Raw genomic sequence first — 15,743 nt, 5'->3', positions numbered from 1 at the left:
TCAAGTTGTTATATCACAACTTCAACCTCTCTAGCGAAATTGCCGAGATAAATTCTAATTTGAGCTATTTACAGCAGCTTTTATTTATTTAAACCACACGATGAAGGCGCTTTTGTTTGCCTTTGTTCATCTCAATGTCCACCGTAATATCAAGCGGCAGCTTTTGCTACTCAAACTTCTATCTACCTGAGATTTTCATATTTTTAATCAGCAACGTCCTACTTTTGAAACTGCGGTTCTTTTTGCGGTTGCTGCTGGCTATTTGTTGGTTGCAGTTTCTGAAATAAAGCTGGTGGCGTAGCTTTACGGAATGCACCACAGTAGTGCATAGTCATAACTGCTTTAAAAGCCCAATGTTCTGTTGGTACATCACTAAAGGGATTCGGCAAAGTTTCTGCTTGATTTTGGATACAAGCATTCAAAATTTGATTCGATTTTGCTGGAGTGTCGGTAGTAGGTTCTTGAGATTTAACAGGAGAAACAAAGCTAGTAGTAGCTAGCACTACAACTGTTACCAGAAGTTTGTAGTTCATAATTTTAGTTTTATAGGGATGAAACTCTACCCTATGTTAGTTCCCAGGCTGTTGCCCAGGAACTAGAATAACCTAAGCGTTAGAAAACATGGTAAGCATTACTAATAGAACAGTTAATGCACCGATCCAAAGAGCTAACGATCCCCAACTAACTGAATCTTTTTGTACTCTTTGCCAGAAATTGGTAACTAAGTTATTCCGAATTGCCATTTTATAACCTCCAATTTTTATTAAATTTGAACTGACTCAAGGCATTAAGCTTGCATTGAGTAAAGAAAACTTCATCTTTGGGAGTATCAGCCTTTATTTGCTAATTCCCAGAGACTAACCAACAAAGATTTAAATTAATTAATGCAGTGATGTTTACGATAATGCTTATGTCTTAATGCATTACCGATCTAAAAAACGAACAAAAGTTTACAAAAAGATATTTGTTCATGCTTAACTTGATTTTCCCATACGTAACTGTTGACACTCCGAAATTTTGTGATTTTGAGAGAATTCTTAACGTTGTCTTAACCCCGTATAAAACTTAGTGTTTTTTAAATCAAGAACTACTTAAATACTGACTCTATTTCACTTTCACTCGTGATTTATCTAGACTTGAAAATAAACACAACTAAGAGGCAATACTTCTCGGTTAAGGGGAAAAGGGGAAAGGGAAAAGGGAAAGAAAAAACCTTTAACCCTTACCCTTTACCCTTTTCCCCAAACCCGATTCCGAGTTAAAAATGCTTAACCGAGCAGTATTGAACTAAGAGGTTGTTTGAAAAGTAGTCGGCTGTGATATTAGGCACTTATTGATCCCCCCTAGCCCACGCCAGTCGCTCATGGGGGAAACCCAAGTGGGGCACGTGGCGTGGATTTAGGGGGATCTAAAAGTATTTGATACATCACCAAGGACTTTTCAAACATCCTCTAAGAGTGAAATGGTAGGTAAATAATGGTGCAACAAATAAGGCCATTAAAAATTACTACTCGCGCTGAACGCGATCGCCTACACGGACTCAAAATGATTTATAAGCCGAAGTATCTCCGCTTCTTTCAAGCAAGATTTGAGTCGCAGTAAAGGGGCATTGGGAATTGGGCATCGATCAATAGTTCTTCTTCCCTTGCCCCCTGCTCCCTTGCCCCTCCGCCCCTCTGCTAATTATGCGGCATAGAAAACCAGCGTCCGCAACTCGATACTCTCACGTGGCGGGGCATCTGGCTGGCTTGTTGGGTCATCGAATGCGGTGTGGGCGGCGAACCGCGCCAAACCTTCCTCTGCTGAGTCAAAACATTTAATGAGTAGCGCTTCGTTCCGTTGCATTTGCGGAAAGTAGAACCACTGATGTTTCTGATTGTACGTGACTGCATAGGTTTCGCCAACGCGATCGCGATACACAAGATCGGTAGCTACAAGGTCATTGGGCGCGATACTTTGGGCATCACACACCGCTAATGGAGACTCCTGCACTGGCCCTGCGATCGGTCGCCAGAGGTTAACTACACTGAATCTCTGCCGCAGAAGCTCATCAGGATTTTCAGTCCCGATTGCTTCCAACACGGCACGGGCGCGACTATAGCCAGACTTAGCGGTGAAGTCGTTGTGTACGGCCCTTACTGGTGTTCTTATGCCTTGCTCACCCTGCTTCGCTCGTTCGGCATTACGCAGGTTGCGATCGAACACTATCACCCTTTGGGCACCTGTCAAATCCTTGAGGAATTCCTCGGCTTCAGGGTAGTAAACGCGCTGTACCTCATCCCGATCGTAAAAGTCTTTAACGGTGCTGTGCTGTTGAACCAAGGCGAATCCCTGTCGATCCAAAGACACATCTTCTGCGATCGTCCGAGCATCGTAAATTGGGAGTTTATGTACCTCATACTTCCCGCTTCGTTGGGGAATACCTGGCGGTGGTTCGTAGGTGTAGTTAATAGGTTTTTCTGCTGTCGGGGTGAGGTAATGAAGTTCTCCCTCAACGTGCGGTATATCTTTGAATAATTGACTGTTTAAGCTCATGGGTTAAATCTCCCAGTGAATTCAACAATGTTTTAGTGATGGCGGATAGGGGACTGTAATCTATTCCCTACTTTTGAGCAGAAGCAACGGGAGTGGGCGCACCAAGAATCTTAGCAAATCTTTCTAAATAGAAGCTTGTAGGATTTTCTACAGCCCGAATTGACTCGCGCGAGCGCAGAGTATTCCACCATTTCTGCAAGCGAGGGGTTTCTGTTGGTAAGGTGAAATTGCGGAAGTGTTCTAGAAGGGGCAAGCGTTCAAACCAAGGATAGAAGCTGATATCAACTAAACTCAGCTGCTCGCCTAACCAGTAAGGGCCATTACCAGAAAGCTTACCTAGTCCTTCTTGCTCAATGTACAATAGCGATTCCAAAAACTCTCTTTGTCCTTGTCCCTGTTCCTGAGCATCTTTACCACGGAGAAATTTGTTAAAGGCTGGTACAAAGCGAGTGTTGGCATAGTCAATCCAGATGCGAGCGATCGCTTTAGCACCTGGTTCGTGGGGTAATAAAGCTGGTTCTGGAAAGACTTCTTCGAGATATTCGTTGATGATGGCAGACTCATAAATTTCGATATCCCCATGTTTAATCGCAGGGACTTTGCCGTAGCGTGAAATCTGTGTGTAGCCATCTGGTTTGTTTTGTAAGTCAATTTCAGTGCTGCTAAAGTCAATTCCTTTTTCTAGTAAAACCACACGGGTTCTTTGGGAAAAGGTGGAGGCTTTGGCAAAGTAAAGTTGTACGCTGCTCATAAAATACTTTCCTTGTAAATATTGCGTAGACGCGCAGTATGGCTAAATATCAGCTTTTGGAACACAAGATTGCGATGGCGTACCCGCTCTTTCGGTGGCGATCGCATACTCAATACTATACTACGGTTTGTCGGTCGTATTAAAGTATTTTATCTCAGAAGATTCTAAGTAGGCAGGCACAAATAAATATAACTATGTAACGAAAAGTAAAAGCGGTGAAAACCTTGTGATTGCTTCACTCCACTTCGTTGCGTTCGCGATGACATAGTTATAAATTTTCTCACCCACCTACTTATAGTCTTTACAAAAATACAAGTCCCAAGAATTGGAGACGGCTTGGCAAAAGTGACCAAAGCCAAGTATCGATATTCTTGATAACCACTGCTAAAGTTGATACAGCACACAACTATGATGTTATAAGTGCAAAATTTAAATCTGTTGAAACTGCAATCAAAATTAGGTCAGTAAATCAGGATTTTCAAGTCAATATTATGGAGCCAATTCAGCCACAACAGCGCCGCGTCGCCGATCGAGTGTTTCAAGAATCCCTCGATCAGTTGGAGGATATCTTACAAGAAATTTCAACTGAGGAAGAAGAAATCTCACCACTCCCCCAACTGCATACTACTAGTCTCAGTGAAGTCGAACTCGCTCAAGACTCGATCGCTATTGATTTAGCGGCCCTTGAGGACGCAGTTGCTGATATTGAACAATATCTTGAAGAAAAGACAAAAATCCAAGAAAAGTCATGAGTTTAATTCCTGCACAGACGCGATTAATCGCATCTCGACTCTTGACTCATTTGCCGTCGAGCTTCGTATAACATTAAAGCAGCTGCGATCGCCACATTCAAAGATTCTACCCCAGGACTCAAAGGGATTCTGACTTGTTTATCTGCGATCGCTAATAAATCTGCCGACAATCCAGCACCTTCATTTCCCAGTAAAATCAGACTGGGTTTGCGCCAGTCCACATCCCAATAAGTTAAAGTCGCACTGGGTAAGGTTGCCACTACCTGCATTCCTGCTTGTTGACTTTGTTGAACTGTAGCTTTTAAATCTTCGGTTACGGCCGTTGCTAGGCGAAACCATTGCCCTGCTGAAGCCCGAAGAACTTTTGGACTGTCTAAATCTACACTATCTCCACTTACCCACAAACCTGATGCTCCCACCGCCGCCGCACTGCGAATCATTGTCCCCAGGTTTCCCGGATCTTGCACCGTTTCTAAAGCTAGGACTAAACCAGTTAATGGTAGTTGAGTTTGACTATCCCTTCGTTTTGCCGTTGCCACTACACCATCTGGTTGGACTGTAGTAGCGATCGCATTTAATACTTCCTCGCTGACAATTTCGGTGCGATCGCTTTTAGCACAAGCTTCTTCCCAGAGTGACAAGTGGGCTGCTTGCCAATCTGGAGTACAACATACTGTTTCTAGTGGGTAATTAACCGCACAAGCTTCTTCTAACAGGTGCGTCCCTTCCAGCAAAAATAACTGCTGTTTATGTCGCTCCTTGGTGGAGTGGAGTTTGCGAATTTGCTTAACTAGAGAATTTTGTAAACTGGTCAACACTATTTTATATTTTGGATTTTGGATTAATCTAAAATTGGCAATCTAAAATCCAAAATTGATGATATGCGGAACCCGGGACTTGAACCCGGAAGCCTTGCGGCACTAGAACCTGAATCTAGCGCGTCTGCCATTCCGCCAGTTCCGCTGGCACTTGTCTTTATCGACAATTTTATGATTGTGGCGTAAAAATTTATCTTTGTCAAGTAAAAATAGAAAAACTCGTGAAAAATCTGAAATTTTTCACGAGTTTTTCTGCGGATTAGGTCGAATCAAAATATTAACTGAACTGTACAGCATTGATTTTTAGAGAACACTTAAGTTATTTTACTGAGTATTTAATTTTGCTTAAAACTACTACTTATTCGCTCTTTTTTGCTAAATTTTTTTAAATCTCAAAAAGCTTGCTGTCACTCATTCACAGCCTTTATTTTTCCTCAAAAAGCAATTTTTTGATGGAAGATGTTGCCTCAAAACGTGGACAATTTGAATCTTTACTGTAGAATCAAAACCAACTTCAAACATATAAAATACGTATTACTTTTGGAGGTAGGCTTATCAATCCTTCTACCAGCTTACCAGATGCAAAAATTGCTCCCGAAGCAGACTCCTCAGTCTTGCAAATTTGGGGCGGGCATCCTTTGCGAGGTCATGTGAAAATTAGCGGGGCAAAAAATTCAGCACTGGTAATCATGGCTGGAGCCTTGCTTTGTCCAGGCGATTGTCGTATCCGTAATGTCCCCTTATTAGCGGACGTAGAGCGGATGGGTCAGGTGTTATCGGCTTTGGGTGTACGTTTAACCCGGCAAGGCGATATTTTAGACATCAACGCCAGCGAAATTAAAACATCAAAAGCTCCCTACGAACTAGTTACCCAACTGAGGGCGAGTTTTTTCGCCATTGGAGCTATTCTTGCCAGATTGGGAGTAGCGCAGATGCCCTTACCAGGCGGTTGTGCTATTGGGGCAAGACCAGTTGACTTGCATGTGCGCGGACTGCAAGCAATGGGGGCTGAGGTGCAGATTGAGCATGGCATTTGTAACGCCTACGTCCCTGGCAGCAGCCGGAGATTAAAAGGTGCGAAGATTTACTTAGATATCGCCAGCGTTGGAGCGACGGAAAACTTGATGATGGCGGCTACCCTGGCAGAGGGCGAAACCATTATCGAAAATGCTGCCAGAGAACCAGAAGTAGTTGATTTAGCTAACTTCTGTAACGCAATGGGAGCGAAAATCAAAGGGGCGGGGACTAGCAGGATTATTGTTGAAGGAGTCCCCAAATTGCATTCTGTTGATTACAGTATTATCCCCGATCGCATTGAGGCCGGGACATTTTTATTGGCAGCAGCAATTACCCGTTCCGAACTTCTTCTTTCGCCAGTGGCTCCAGAACATCTTATCCCAGTGATTGCCAAGCTGCGGGATATTGGGGTGACAATAATTGAGGATAAGCCTGAACACTTACACATTCTGCCAGCAGAAACCCTCAAAGCCACGGATATTGAAACTCAATACCATCCGGGTTTTCCCACAGATATGCAAGCGCCATTCATGGCTTTGCTGACATTGGCCGAAGGCGACAGCGTAATTAACGAATCCGTCTTTGAAAATCGCTTGCGTCATGCATCAGAGTTGAATCGCTTGGGGGCAGATATTCGTGTCAAAGGTAACGCTGCTTTCGTTCGGGGAGTGCCGAAATTATCTGGCGCACCAGTATTAGGCACAGACTTACGAGCATCAGCCGCGTTAGTTATTGCCGGACTAGCGGCAGAAGGACAAACCACAATTCAGGGATTACAGCACCTCGATCGCGGCTACGATCGACTTGATATGAAGTTGCAGCAATTGGGAGCTAAAATCCTCCGTGTGGGCGAAACATCAGCAGATGCCGAAATCGCTGCCAGCATCACTAGCCTTTCAAGTTGAAATTGATAGGTTGAGACTGACGGGGAAACAAGGGAAGAGAGAAATCTAAACGCCAACTTCCGGCGCTCAAAATTTCGGGGAGACAAGGTAAAATTTTCTCCCCCTGCTCTCCTGCCCACCCTGCTTAAATCGTTATACTAACTGTGGGTGGCTGTTTATTTAACCAGCCAGATTCCATAGTTGTGTTTTTTATAGCTTGTTGCACTATGTCTTTCTTCAAAACCCCTCTAATTGGTTTAAAAGCTGACTCATTTCGTCATCCATTAGACCTGGAAGCTACTAAAACGCTCAAGCAAATCCCAGGCATAGATATGTTGGTGCGAAATTGGCTCGGGCCAATGGCAGAGCAGGTTTTCTATGTAGAAAATATTGCTTCCAGCATTCTGGTGGGTGAAAAACAACTACCAGATTTACACAAGCTATTGTTAAACGCTTGTGAAATTCTGGATATAGAACCTCCCCAGTTGTACGTCCGGCAACATCCGGCTCCCAACGCCTATACTTTTGCTGTGCGGGGTAAGCAGCCCTTTGTGGTGATACACACATCCCTAATTGATATCCTCACCCCAGAGGAAATCCAGGCAGTAATTGCCCACGAGTTAGGACATCTCAAGTGTGACCATAGCGTTTACTTAACCCCTGTAAATTTATTAATATTAGCTGCGGCGATTGTGCCCAATGTCGGAACCTTCGTTGCTCAAGCGATACAGGCACAGCTTTTAGAATGGGTACGTTGTGCTGAGTTTACCTGCGATCGCGCCGCATTACTAGCAACCCAAGACCCGAAAGTTGTGATGTCAGTGTTGATGAAGCTGGCGGGTGGTTCCCCGACTTTAGCGCCACAACTGAATCTCGATGCCTTTGTTGCTCAAGCCCGCGCTTATGATGACATTAGCAAGACCGAATTAGGCGAAATGGTCAAAGCCGCCCGCACAGCCCAATTAACCCATCCAGTGCCAGTGCTACGGGCACGAGAAATTGACCGTTGGGCAAGCAGCACAGAATATCAATCTTTAATCCAAAGTCATGGATTGAAGTCTACAAGTAATGAAGTTGCACCCAAAGGTGGCTGGCGAAACTGGTAGAGTTACTAATGCGATCGCAATTAGGAATATTTCTTCAGATAAGCTCTGGGCGATGTCTACAACATAGACGAGGAGGATAGAGATTTAATTATGCGCTTATCACCTATTTACAAGCAAAAATTAGCAGAAGTTAAACAAGAAGGAATTCAAGAAGGAATTCAAGTAGAACGTCGTAATCTGATAGAGAATTTGTTGCGAGTTCGCTTTGGTTCGTTAGATGCAGAACTAAGAGTAATTACAGAAGCTTTATTGACATTATCTCCAGAGGAATTTACTCCTTTATTACTGCAACTATCCAGAGAAGAATTATTAGAAAGGTTCCTTTAAAATAACTCAGTTACTAATAAATCGAACAATCGGATTAAAAAACATCCCATTGCTTAACCTACAGCCTCTACCATGACAGTTGTACCCAACGACCATCGCTTTCAACCCATAAATCTCTTTGAATACGAAAAGCTAGCAAAAGAGCATCTGTCTCAAATGACCCTCGATTACTATAGCAGTGGTGCTTGGGATGAAATCACATTACGAGATAATCGTGCTGCCTTTGAGCGAGTCAAGTTACGACCTCGGATATTAGTTGATGTTAGCGATCGCAATCTCACTACTTCCATTTTAGGACAACCCCTGCAACTACCTTTGTTAATTGCGCCGATGGCTTTTCAATGTCTAGCCCATCCAGACGGAGAGGTGGCTACGGCTCTAGCCGCCGCATCAGCTGGTATAGGTATGGTATTAAGTACAATGTCCACCAAGAGCATTGAAGAAGTGGCGACTGCGTGTGATAAATTTCCAGATTCTCTACGATGGTTCCAGCTTTACATCCATAAAGACCGAGGATTAACTCGTGCTTTGGTAGAAAAAGCCTATAAAGCTGGCTACAAAGCACTTTGTCTGACTGTAGATGCACCTGTTCTCGGACAGAGGGAGAGAGATAGACGTAACGAGTTTGCTTTACCCCTAGACTTACATCTGGCTAATCTTGCCACCATCTCAGGGCTAGATATTTCCCATGAAAAAGGCGAATCTGGGTTATTTACCTATTTTGCCCAACAGCTAAACCCAGCAGTAACTTGGGACGATTTGGAATGGTTGCAATCTTTGTCTCCACTACCTTTAGTTATCAAAGGAGTTTTACGGGAAGATGATGCTGTGCGGGCTGTAGAGTATGGAGCGAAAGCAATTGTTGTTTCCAATCATGGTGGCAGACAACTCGATGGTGCGATCGCTTCTCTAGATGCCCTAGTTGAAATAGTAGCAGCAGTGGATGGTAAAGTAGAAGTGCTGCTGGATGGGGGCATTCGCAGAGGTACAGACATTCTCAAAGCTCTGGCATTAGGAGCAAAAGCAGTACTAATCGGACGACCTATTTTATGGGGACTAGCAGTAGCAGGACAAGTCGGTGTATCTCACGTCATCTCACTGTTACAAGATGAGTTGAATATAGGGATGGCACTTAGCGGCTGTGCAAAACTACAGGATATTAACCCTAGTTTATTGACCTTACCACGTCTTTAAGTCTTATATTATGGTTATTAGAGCTATGATTCCAAAAAAACTTTGAGAATTAACTTTCAAAGTTGTGACAAAATCCCTTAACTAGAGTATGATAGTTAAGTTGGATGTAATGGGCGGGTGGCGGAATTGGTAGACGCACCACACTCAAAATGTGGCGGCCTTACGGTCATAGGAGTTCGATTCTCCTCCTGCCCACTATCAAGTAAATAGTAAAGAGGTTATAAATTATGCGCCTCAAAACATGGGAATCTCCCCGTAAAGAAGGCAGAAATGACAAAGGGAGAGGTGGTTCTGCTAGGAAGCGACAACTCAAAAAGCAAAGGCAAATGTTACGGCAAAGGCTCAAAGAAGCTAACAAACTAGAGAATAACAAAAATAATAGAGCCGGGGAAGATAAGTTTATCTTCCCCTTCTTTTTTGAGTTTTTATTTCAGAAAGAAATCAAGCTTAGGTATTTTTCAATACATAGACAAAATTGAATCTGTTGTAACATGGGAAGATTACGCTAAAAATTTATTAGCAATTATTTAAAATATACTAACTGAAATTCAACCTCTTAAGCGCATACTTATGTATCAAAATCAGCAAACTGAGTGGCTGATATCTTGACTTTTCCAAGCAAAAATTACGTAAAATATGTTACTCAGTGACAAGTTTTCTATAAGAATTTATCGCAATTGTAATGCTTACATAAACTAATCAAAAATTAATTATGAAGAAAGTATGAATTTTGTCAACCAACCTCTTAAATCCTTAGCTTAAAACAGTAAGCTAGGACACAACAGCAAGTAAATCTAGTATTACTGACTTAAGCCAAAAGTATATTAAGAACGCAATTGCACCTCCACGTGTTAACTTCCAATGATGAGACAAGCCTACAAAAAGTCAGGAGTCATCCAATCCGAATTATTCAATATTTGGAATGGTCTATGTAATCTATGGATTTTTTTCTTGGACACAGGAGTTATTGATGGTGGCAAGAGTGCTTCTACCTACTAAAAAAGTGCTTGATTTTCCTATTACTGCTTTACGCTTTGACCTTCAGATACAAACAATACTGAAGTGGGCAAGTAGGCGTGAAAGCAAAAGTGTGTATGTAGCCAATGTACACATGCTCATTGAAGCTCATTGGAATCCAGAATTTGCTGCCGTATTGCGAAATGCAGATATAGTTACTCCTGATGGTATGCCTCTTGTATGGATGATGCGAAAAATGGGCGCGTCTCACCAAGACCGTGTAGCCGGGATGGATATCTTTCTAGCATTGTGTCAGCGAACTCAAACACAAAATCTTAGTATTTTCTTTGTCGGTTCCCAAACAGAAATTCTCTCTAGGATGCAAAAAAGGTTAGAGAAGGAATTTCCACAGATGAAGATTGCGGCGATGGAGCCTCTACCCTTTCGTCCCCTAACTGAAACTGAAGATGAAGCTTTGGTTAAAAAGATTAATTCTAGTGGTGCCAGTGCCGTCTTGGTATCGCTGGGATGTCCTAAGCAAGAAAATTGGATAGCTCAACATAAGGGTAAGATACAAGCTGTGATGATTGGACTGGGTGGAGTTTTTCCAGTTTATGCAGGAATTCACAAGCGTGCGCCCCGCATAATTCGAGACTTAGGACTTGAATGGCTGTATCGATGGATTCAAGAACCGCGCCGACTTTGCAGCCGCTATGCTAAAACCATTCCACTATTTCTATGGCTGGCTACAAAACAACTACTATCATCAAGTCGGATTGCAGCAGTCTTCCTTCACGAGACTGGGGATTAAGAAAAAGTGAAAAGAAATAATCTAGTTGCCCCTAGCTTTGATATTCAAAGCTAGGGGCAGCTTTTTGAGCTTAAATTTCATCATCAAGTAAAACAGATTTTAGATGCAAAGAAATGGCGACCCTCGTTCATTACTAGACGATACAGCCCAAACGTTGATTCAATACTTCACCCCAAAGCGGTGAAATAGGCTAAATGCAGCGATTCCGACCAATCCATATCCTGGTGTAAGAATACATTATCTTAAATAAAATATAAAAGTACTTGACACAAACCCAGGATTAACTGCTATATTAACTAGAGTAAAGTCGTTGGGGCGTAGCCAAGTGGTAAGGCAGCGGGTTTTGGTCCCGCCATCCCTAGGTTCGAATCCTAGCGCCCCAGTAAATCTAAAGACAGGCTGTCATGCCTGTCTTTTAGAGTTTTTATTAAATTAGTTAAAAATACATCTCAATCAATTTGATTAGTAGGTATTACTTATCTGGTGATTTGAGAGCTTGATCCAGAGTTTGGCGAGCCTGTTCTGCTTTAGATCGCGCTTCTTGGTAACGCACATTAGCTTGGGCAAAATTTTTGAGGACTTTAAAACCTTCCTTGAGTCGAGTAATTTCCTCTTCAGTCACCGAATCATCGGTGAACAGAACGTCAACCGCTTTGCGAATTTCTAACGCTTCAGATCGTGACTCTTGAACTTTTAGCTTGAGTGTAGCTAGGTTACTTAAAACCTGGACAGCTTGTGTAATGGTATCCTCACCGCTAGCAGTATCAATAGGTGACTCTTTAACCTCAATTAATTGTTGAGGGCCAAATCCTTCTTCTAGTTCCGTGGGTAGCTTACCTGCATCCATCAGTTCCATCAGTTGATCCATTGCTTTATCACGGGCTTTGGCTGAATCTTTTCCAGAAACAGTAAGGATAATTTCTGGACTTTGAGCGAGAGTATATTGAACCATATTTGAGCAGAAAATTTGCTGGTTAACCAAGCTGAGGGAAACAATTATAACATGTTGCGTGTCAGGTCATTTGTTGGTTTATCTGTTTCGATGTCGGGTTGCCAAATTGATGTAATTTCATGCTTCATTCCTACCCGTGCTAAGTCGATCAAAATAAAACTTTATACTTAAGAATAGGGTAATAAGTTTCAACAGGAGGGGAGAGCAATGGCTCCCAATCCCACCATCATGCAGGCTGTGGAAAAACTGGGCTACCGTGTCACCGTTGGTGATGTGGCAACCCAGGCAGGATTGAACGTCGCTGAAGCTAATCAAAGCTTGTTGGCCCTGGCATCTGATGCTGGCGGACATTTGCAGGTAGCGGATTCAGGTGATATAGTTTACCTTTTTCCTCAAAATTTTCGAGCAATTTTACGTAATAAATACTTCCAGTTACAATTGCAGGAATGGTGGAAAAAGGTCTGGAGTGTACTGTTTTATCTGATTCGCATTTCTTTTGGAATTTTCTTAACTGTTTCCATCGCTCTGATAACTGTTACTATCTTTATTATCATTACTGCTGCCAATTCAGACCGTAACGGTAATAGTCGGAGCAGTAATTCTGGTGGTGGTGGTTTCTTCTATTTTCCAAATTTATTCTGGTATCTTAGCCCAAATTATGAGACTCACTACCAGGAACGACTACGTGGAAGCCGAGAAGAAAGCAATCTGAATTTCTTTGAAGCCATATTTTCATTTTTGTTTGGCGATGGGAATCCTAACGCCAACTTAGACGAACGTCGCTGGCAAGAAATTGCTACGGTGATTCGGAGTAATCGTGGCGCAGTGGTAGCAGAACAAATTGCCCCATACTTGGATGACATTGGTGAAGGATATACAAGAGAGTACGAAGATTACATGCTGCCCGTTCTGACACGATTTAATGGGCAACCGGCGGTAAGTCCCGAAGGACAAATTGTTTATTACTTCCCAGAGTTACAGGTGAGTGCAGTTAAAAAGCGCCGTCATTCAATCTCACCTTACTTGGAGGAATTGCCTTGGCGTTTTAGTGCCGCAAGTTCAGGGCAAATTATGTTGAGTGCGGGGTTGGGTGTACTAAATTTTGTTGGTGCTTTAGTATTGGGAAGTTTGTTGAGAGATGGCACTGTTGCTGTCCAATTGGGTGGACTAGTAGCTTTTGTGCAAGGAATTTATTGGCTGCTATTGGCTTACGGAGCAGGTTTCTTAGCCATACCGTTATTGCGTTATTTCTGGATTCGGTGGCGTAATCCCAAAATTGCCGATCGCAACCGCGATCGCCTTTCTCGATCGCGGCTATTGGCAGATCCTGATGCACCTTTGCAACAAAAAATCAACTATGCCCAACAATTTGCCACAGAAAAAGTCATTAGTAAGGAAGATTTAGTGTATTCTAGCGAAACTGACTTACTCGACCAGGAAGTTGAGCGTTCTGCACAGATTGATGCTGAATGGCAACGACGGTTAGACGAGTCATAAGCAATTCGCTCAGTCAAAAAATCTGGCTTAAAAAGGAAGTCTAATAGTAAATGTACTGCCTAGCCCTGGTTGACTTTTAACTTGAATACTACCTTTGCGTGCGATCGCTAATCCCAATCCCGAACCGCCAGAGATGCGAGAGCGATCGCCATCAACTCGGTAGATAAGATGGGTTTCCCCTGATTTCTCCACCTTGAGGTTTTGATAGTGCTTGTAATTCTTCCCAAGTGTAGTGACGGGGTAGTTCAATTGGTTTGTCATTGGCTCCTAATCTCAATCCAATTGTTGGCTGGAGTTCTTCAATGAATTCCTCGGTGTAAAGAGCTAGCTGATTACCTGCAACGCCACCAACGATCGCTCCTGCAACCCCAGCGATCGCAGCACCAACTTTACCACCAATAGAGTGACCGAGTGCGGCTCCTGCTATGCCACCTCCCACAGCGCCTAAACTTGTGGCTATGGGATGAGAATCTGTTCCATCTGAGCCGATTTGTTGAGATTCAATCTGCTGTTCATCGTTTGTCATCATGTTCCTCCTTGTGATTTCAAGCGTTCAGCTATGCTATCGCCAACGCGCAACGCATTCGCCATAATCGTTAATGTCGGGTTAGCACCTGAATTTGACGGAAAGAAACTACTATCTACTACGTAGAGATTATCAACATCATGAGTACGGCAATTGATGTCAAGGACTGAGGTTTTAGGATCGTTGCCAAATCGACAAGTACCGCATTGATGAGCAACAGCTTGTTCAGGTAAGTTGGTGCGGGGGTAAAGGCTAAATGGTAGGGCGTGTTTAGCGGAGTGAGGGATTGATTTTAATACAGATGTCCAACGATGGATTAAGCGATCGCTTGCTTCGGTATTATTCAGTGTATATTCAACATGAATCTTGTCACCCACGACGCTAATCCGATTATTTGGATCTGGTAAATCTTCTGTTTGCAACCACCAGCCCACCGATCTTTCCGCAAGCAAATGTCGCTCATACTGAGGAATCAATTTTACAAACGGAGCCATAAGTGGTGGAGCCTCTGCGGGAATCATATCGGCTAGGACATTGCCCGTATTTTGCACCATCCCCATCGGATAAGGAAAATCCGGCTCTCCCCAATAAAAATCGTTGACGGCGATCGTTTTTTGAAAGTTGGCGCGATTCACTTCTAGATGTATGGAAACGATCGCAGTTTCCAACTGTTTCATGAAATTCCGCCCCACTCGATCGGAACTGTTTGCTAATCCATTGGGATGCTTGTCGTTAGCAGACCTTAATAACAAAGCAGCTGAGTTGACAGAACCACAGGCAACAACCACAATATCACCTGCAAACCAATGCCTCTCCCCGGTAATTTCAGTTTCTACACTTGTCACCTCTCGTCCTGATTCGCTGGTGTGCAACCGCAAGACTTTGGCATTAGTTAAAAGGGTGAAATTAGCATACATTTCGCGGGTGGGACGAATGGCATTGACATCCGCATCGGCTTTGGCATCTACGAGACAGGGATATCCATCAAAGGTATCGCAGCGAATGCAGGGGCTTTTGGTGCGATCGCTTTCATTGAGTTTTAATCCTAATGGTAGATGAAATGGGTAATAGCCTAGTTCGCGGATGCCGTCAGCAAGAGACTGCATATCCGGCTCATGACTCACTGGCGGATAGGGATATGGTTCGCTACGAGGTGGTTCGGTGGGATCTTCTCCTTCTTGACCATGCACGTCATACAGCTTTTCTGCCTGGGTGTAGTATGGCTCAAAGTCTGAGTACTTGAGCGGCCATTCTGGAGAAATTCCTCCTTTGTGAATTACCCTTTCAAAATCTCGCTCTCGTAATCTAATCAGAGCGGCACCGTAGAGTTTGGTATTGCCGCCAACCCAGTAGCCTGTCTGTGGTTGAAAGGCAATACCATCTTTGTTATACCATTCCTCATCTGTGTGATAACGATGCTTTTGATAGACCTCCTGTGGACTCCAGTTAGCTTTTTCTCTGGGCAAAAAGTCGCCTCGTTCTAGCACTAGAATTTTTTTACCTGTGGGTGCGAGGCGGTGAGCTAGTGTACCTCCACCGGCTCCCGTACCAATGATGATGATGTCGTAGTGTTCTGTAATGTTCATTAATATATGCAGGAGGTTGCAAATTATTTT

General features: G+C 43.3%; 15 protein-coding genes, 3 tRNA genes and 1 pseudogene. 10 read left to right on the top strand and 9 right to left on the bottom strand.

Going from position 1 to position 15,743, the window contains the following annotated elements; all coding sequences use genetic code 11:
• Positions 1–218 precede the first annotated feature (218 nt).
• From CDG79_RS09515 to CDG79_RS09505, 3 genes are all read right to left on the bottom strand, one after another.
• Complete coding sequence (locus CDG79_RS09515) at positions 219–533, bottom strand: S-layer protein (protein ID WP_094341909.1); 315 nt, start codon at positions 531–533, stop codon at positions 219–221.
• A 1,150-nt stretch (positions 534–1,683) separates the two neighbouring features.
• Positions 1,684–2,535, bottom strand: coding sequence for a CmcJ/NvfI family oxidoreductase (locus CDG79_RS09510; RefSeq protein WP_094341908.1), 852 nt, complete (start codon positions 2,533–2,535; stop codon positions 1,684–1,686).
• A 67-nt stretch (positions 2,536–2,602) separates the two neighbouring features.
• Positions 2,603–3,286 carry a glutathione S-transferase family protein gene (locus CDG79_RS09505; protein WP_094341907.1) on the bottom strand — a complete coding sequence of 228 codons (684 nt, stop codon included), beginning with the start codon at positions 3,284–3,286 and terminating at the stop codon, positions 2,603–2,605.
• 491 nt (positions 3,287–3,777) lie between these two features.
• On the opposite strand from CDG79_RS09505, the gene CDG79_RS09500 reads away from it, so the two are divergent.
• Positions 3,778–4,038 (top strand): hypothetical protein, encoded by a 261-nt coding sequence (locus tag CDG79_RS09500; RefSeq protein WP_094341932.1) that lies wholly within the window; start codon positions 3,778–3,780, stop codon positions 4,036–4,038.
• Positions 4,039–4,061: 23 nt separating this feature from the next.
• On the opposite strand, the gene CDG79_RS09495 is transcribed toward CDG79_RS09500, so the two are convergent.
• Complete coding sequence (locus CDG79_RS09495) at positions 4,062–4,856, bottom strand: TrmH family RNA methyltransferase (RefSeq protein WP_094341906.1); 795 nt, start codon at positions 4,854–4,856, stop codon at positions 4,062–4,064.
• Positions 4,857–4,920: 64 nt separating this feature from the next.
• A tRNA-Leu gene (locus CDG79_RS09490) sits at positions 4,921–5,001 on the bottom strand.
• Between the two features lie 409 nt (positions 5,002–5,410).
• Between CDG79_RS09490 and murA the strand changes: the two genes are divergently transcribed.
• The 8 genes from murA to CDG79_RS09450 all read left to right on the top strand — a co-directional run bounded on the left by murA (position 5,411) and on the right by CDG79_RS09450 (position 11,535).
• Complete coding sequence (gene murA, locus CDG79_RS09485; protein ID WP_094341905.1) at positions 5,411–6,778, top strand: UDP-N-acetylglucosamine 1-carboxyvinyltransferase; 1,368 nt, start codon at positions 5,411–5,413, stop codon at positions 6,776–6,778.
• Positions 6,779–6,984: 206 nt separating this feature from the next.
• Complete coding sequence (locus tag CDG79_RS09480; RefSeq protein ID WP_094341904.1) at positions 6,985–7,863, top strand: M48 family metallopeptidase; 879 nt, start codon at positions 6,985–6,987, stop codon at positions 7,861–7,863.
• Between the two features lie 90 nt (positions 7,864–7,953).
• Positions 7,954–8,190 carry a hypothetical protein gene (locus tag CDG79_RS09475; RefSeq protein WP_094341903.1) on the top strand — a complete coding sequence of 79 codons (237 nt, stop codon included), beginning with the start codon at positions 7,954–7,956 and terminating at the stop codon, positions 8,188–8,190.
• Positions 8,191–8,262: 72 nt separating this feature from the next.
• Positions 8,263–9,384, top strand: a complete 1,122-nt coding sequence (locus tag CDG79_RS09470) for an alpha-hydroxy acid oxidase (protein ID WP_094341902.1) — start codon at positions 8,263–8,265, stop codon at positions 9,382–9,384.
• A 111-nt stretch (positions 9,385–9,495) separates the two neighbouring features.
• Positions 9,496–9,579 (top strand) — tRNA-Leu (locus CDG79_RS09465).
• Positions 9,580–9,611: 32 nt separating this feature from the next.
• Positions 9,612–9,863, top strand: a complete 252-nt coding sequence (locus tag CDG79_RS09460) for a hypothetical protein (RefSeq protein ID WP_094341901.1) — start codon at positions 9,612–9,614, stop codon at positions 9,861–9,863.
• A gap of 491 nt (positions 9,864–10,354) precedes the next feature.
• Positions 10,355–11,152, top strand: a complete 798-nt coding sequence (locus CDG79_RS09455; protein ID WP_094341931.1) for a WecB/TagA/CpsF family glycosyltransferase — start codon at positions 10,355–10,357, stop codon at positions 11,150–11,152.
• 311 nt (positions 11,153–11,463) lie between these two features.
• Positions 11,464–11,535, top strand: a tRNA-Gln gene (locus tag CDG79_RS09450).
• An 89-nt stretch (positions 11,536–11,624) separates the two neighbouring features.
• Here CDG79_RS09450 and CDG79_RS09445 read toward each other — a convergent pair.
• Entirely contained in the window at positions 11,625–12,104 is a 480-nt protein-coding gene (locus CDG79_RS09445) for a hypothetical protein (protein ID WP_094341900.1), read from the bottom strand.
• Between the two features lie 207 nt (positions 12,105–12,311).
• On the opposite strand from CDG79_RS09445, the gene CDG79_RS09440 reads away from it, so the two are divergent.
• The gene (locus CDG79_RS09440) at positions 12,312–13,601 is read left to right on the top strand and encodes a hypothetical protein (RefSeq protein ID WP_094341899.1); all 1,290 of its coding nucleotides are present in this window, start codon (positions 12,312–12,314) and stop codon (positions 13,599–13,601) included.
• A gap of 27 nt (positions 13,602–13,628) precedes the next feature.
• Here the strand turns inward: CDG79_RS09440 and CDG79_RS09435 are convergent.
• The 3 genes and pseudogenes from CDG79_RS09435 to CDG79_RS09425 all read right to left on the bottom strand — a co-directional run.
• Positions 13,629–13,763: pseudogene (locus tag CDG79_RS09435) on the bottom strand (ATP-binding protein); the annotation flags it as partial.
• Positions 13,753–14,130, bottom strand: a complete 378-nt coding sequence (locus CDG79_RS09430) for a hypothetical protein (RefSeq protein WP_223278074.1) — start codon at positions 14,128–14,130, stop codon at positions 13,753–13,755. The pseudogene CDG79_RS09435 and the gene CDG79_RS09430, both read right to left, overlap by 11 nt.
• On the bottom strand, positions 14,127–15,713 hold the full coding sequence (locus CDG79_RS09425) for a GMC oxidoreductase (RefSeq protein ID WP_189524938.1): 1,587 nt from the start codon (positions 15,711–15,713) through the stop codon (positions 14,127–14,129). Before CDG79_RS09425 ends, CDG79_RS09430 begins: the two co-directional genes overlap by 4 nt.
• Positions 15,714–15,743 lie beyond the last annotated feature (30 nt).

Source organism: Nostoc sp. 'Peltigera membranacea cyanobiont' 232, from assembly GCF_002245985.1.
Lineage (GTDB): Bacteria > Cyanobacteriota > Cyanobacteriia > Cyanobacteriales > Nostocaceae > Nostoc.
The sequence above is the reverse complement of the archived record's forward strand: the minus strand, read 5'-3'. Positions and strand labels throughout refer to the sequence as shown.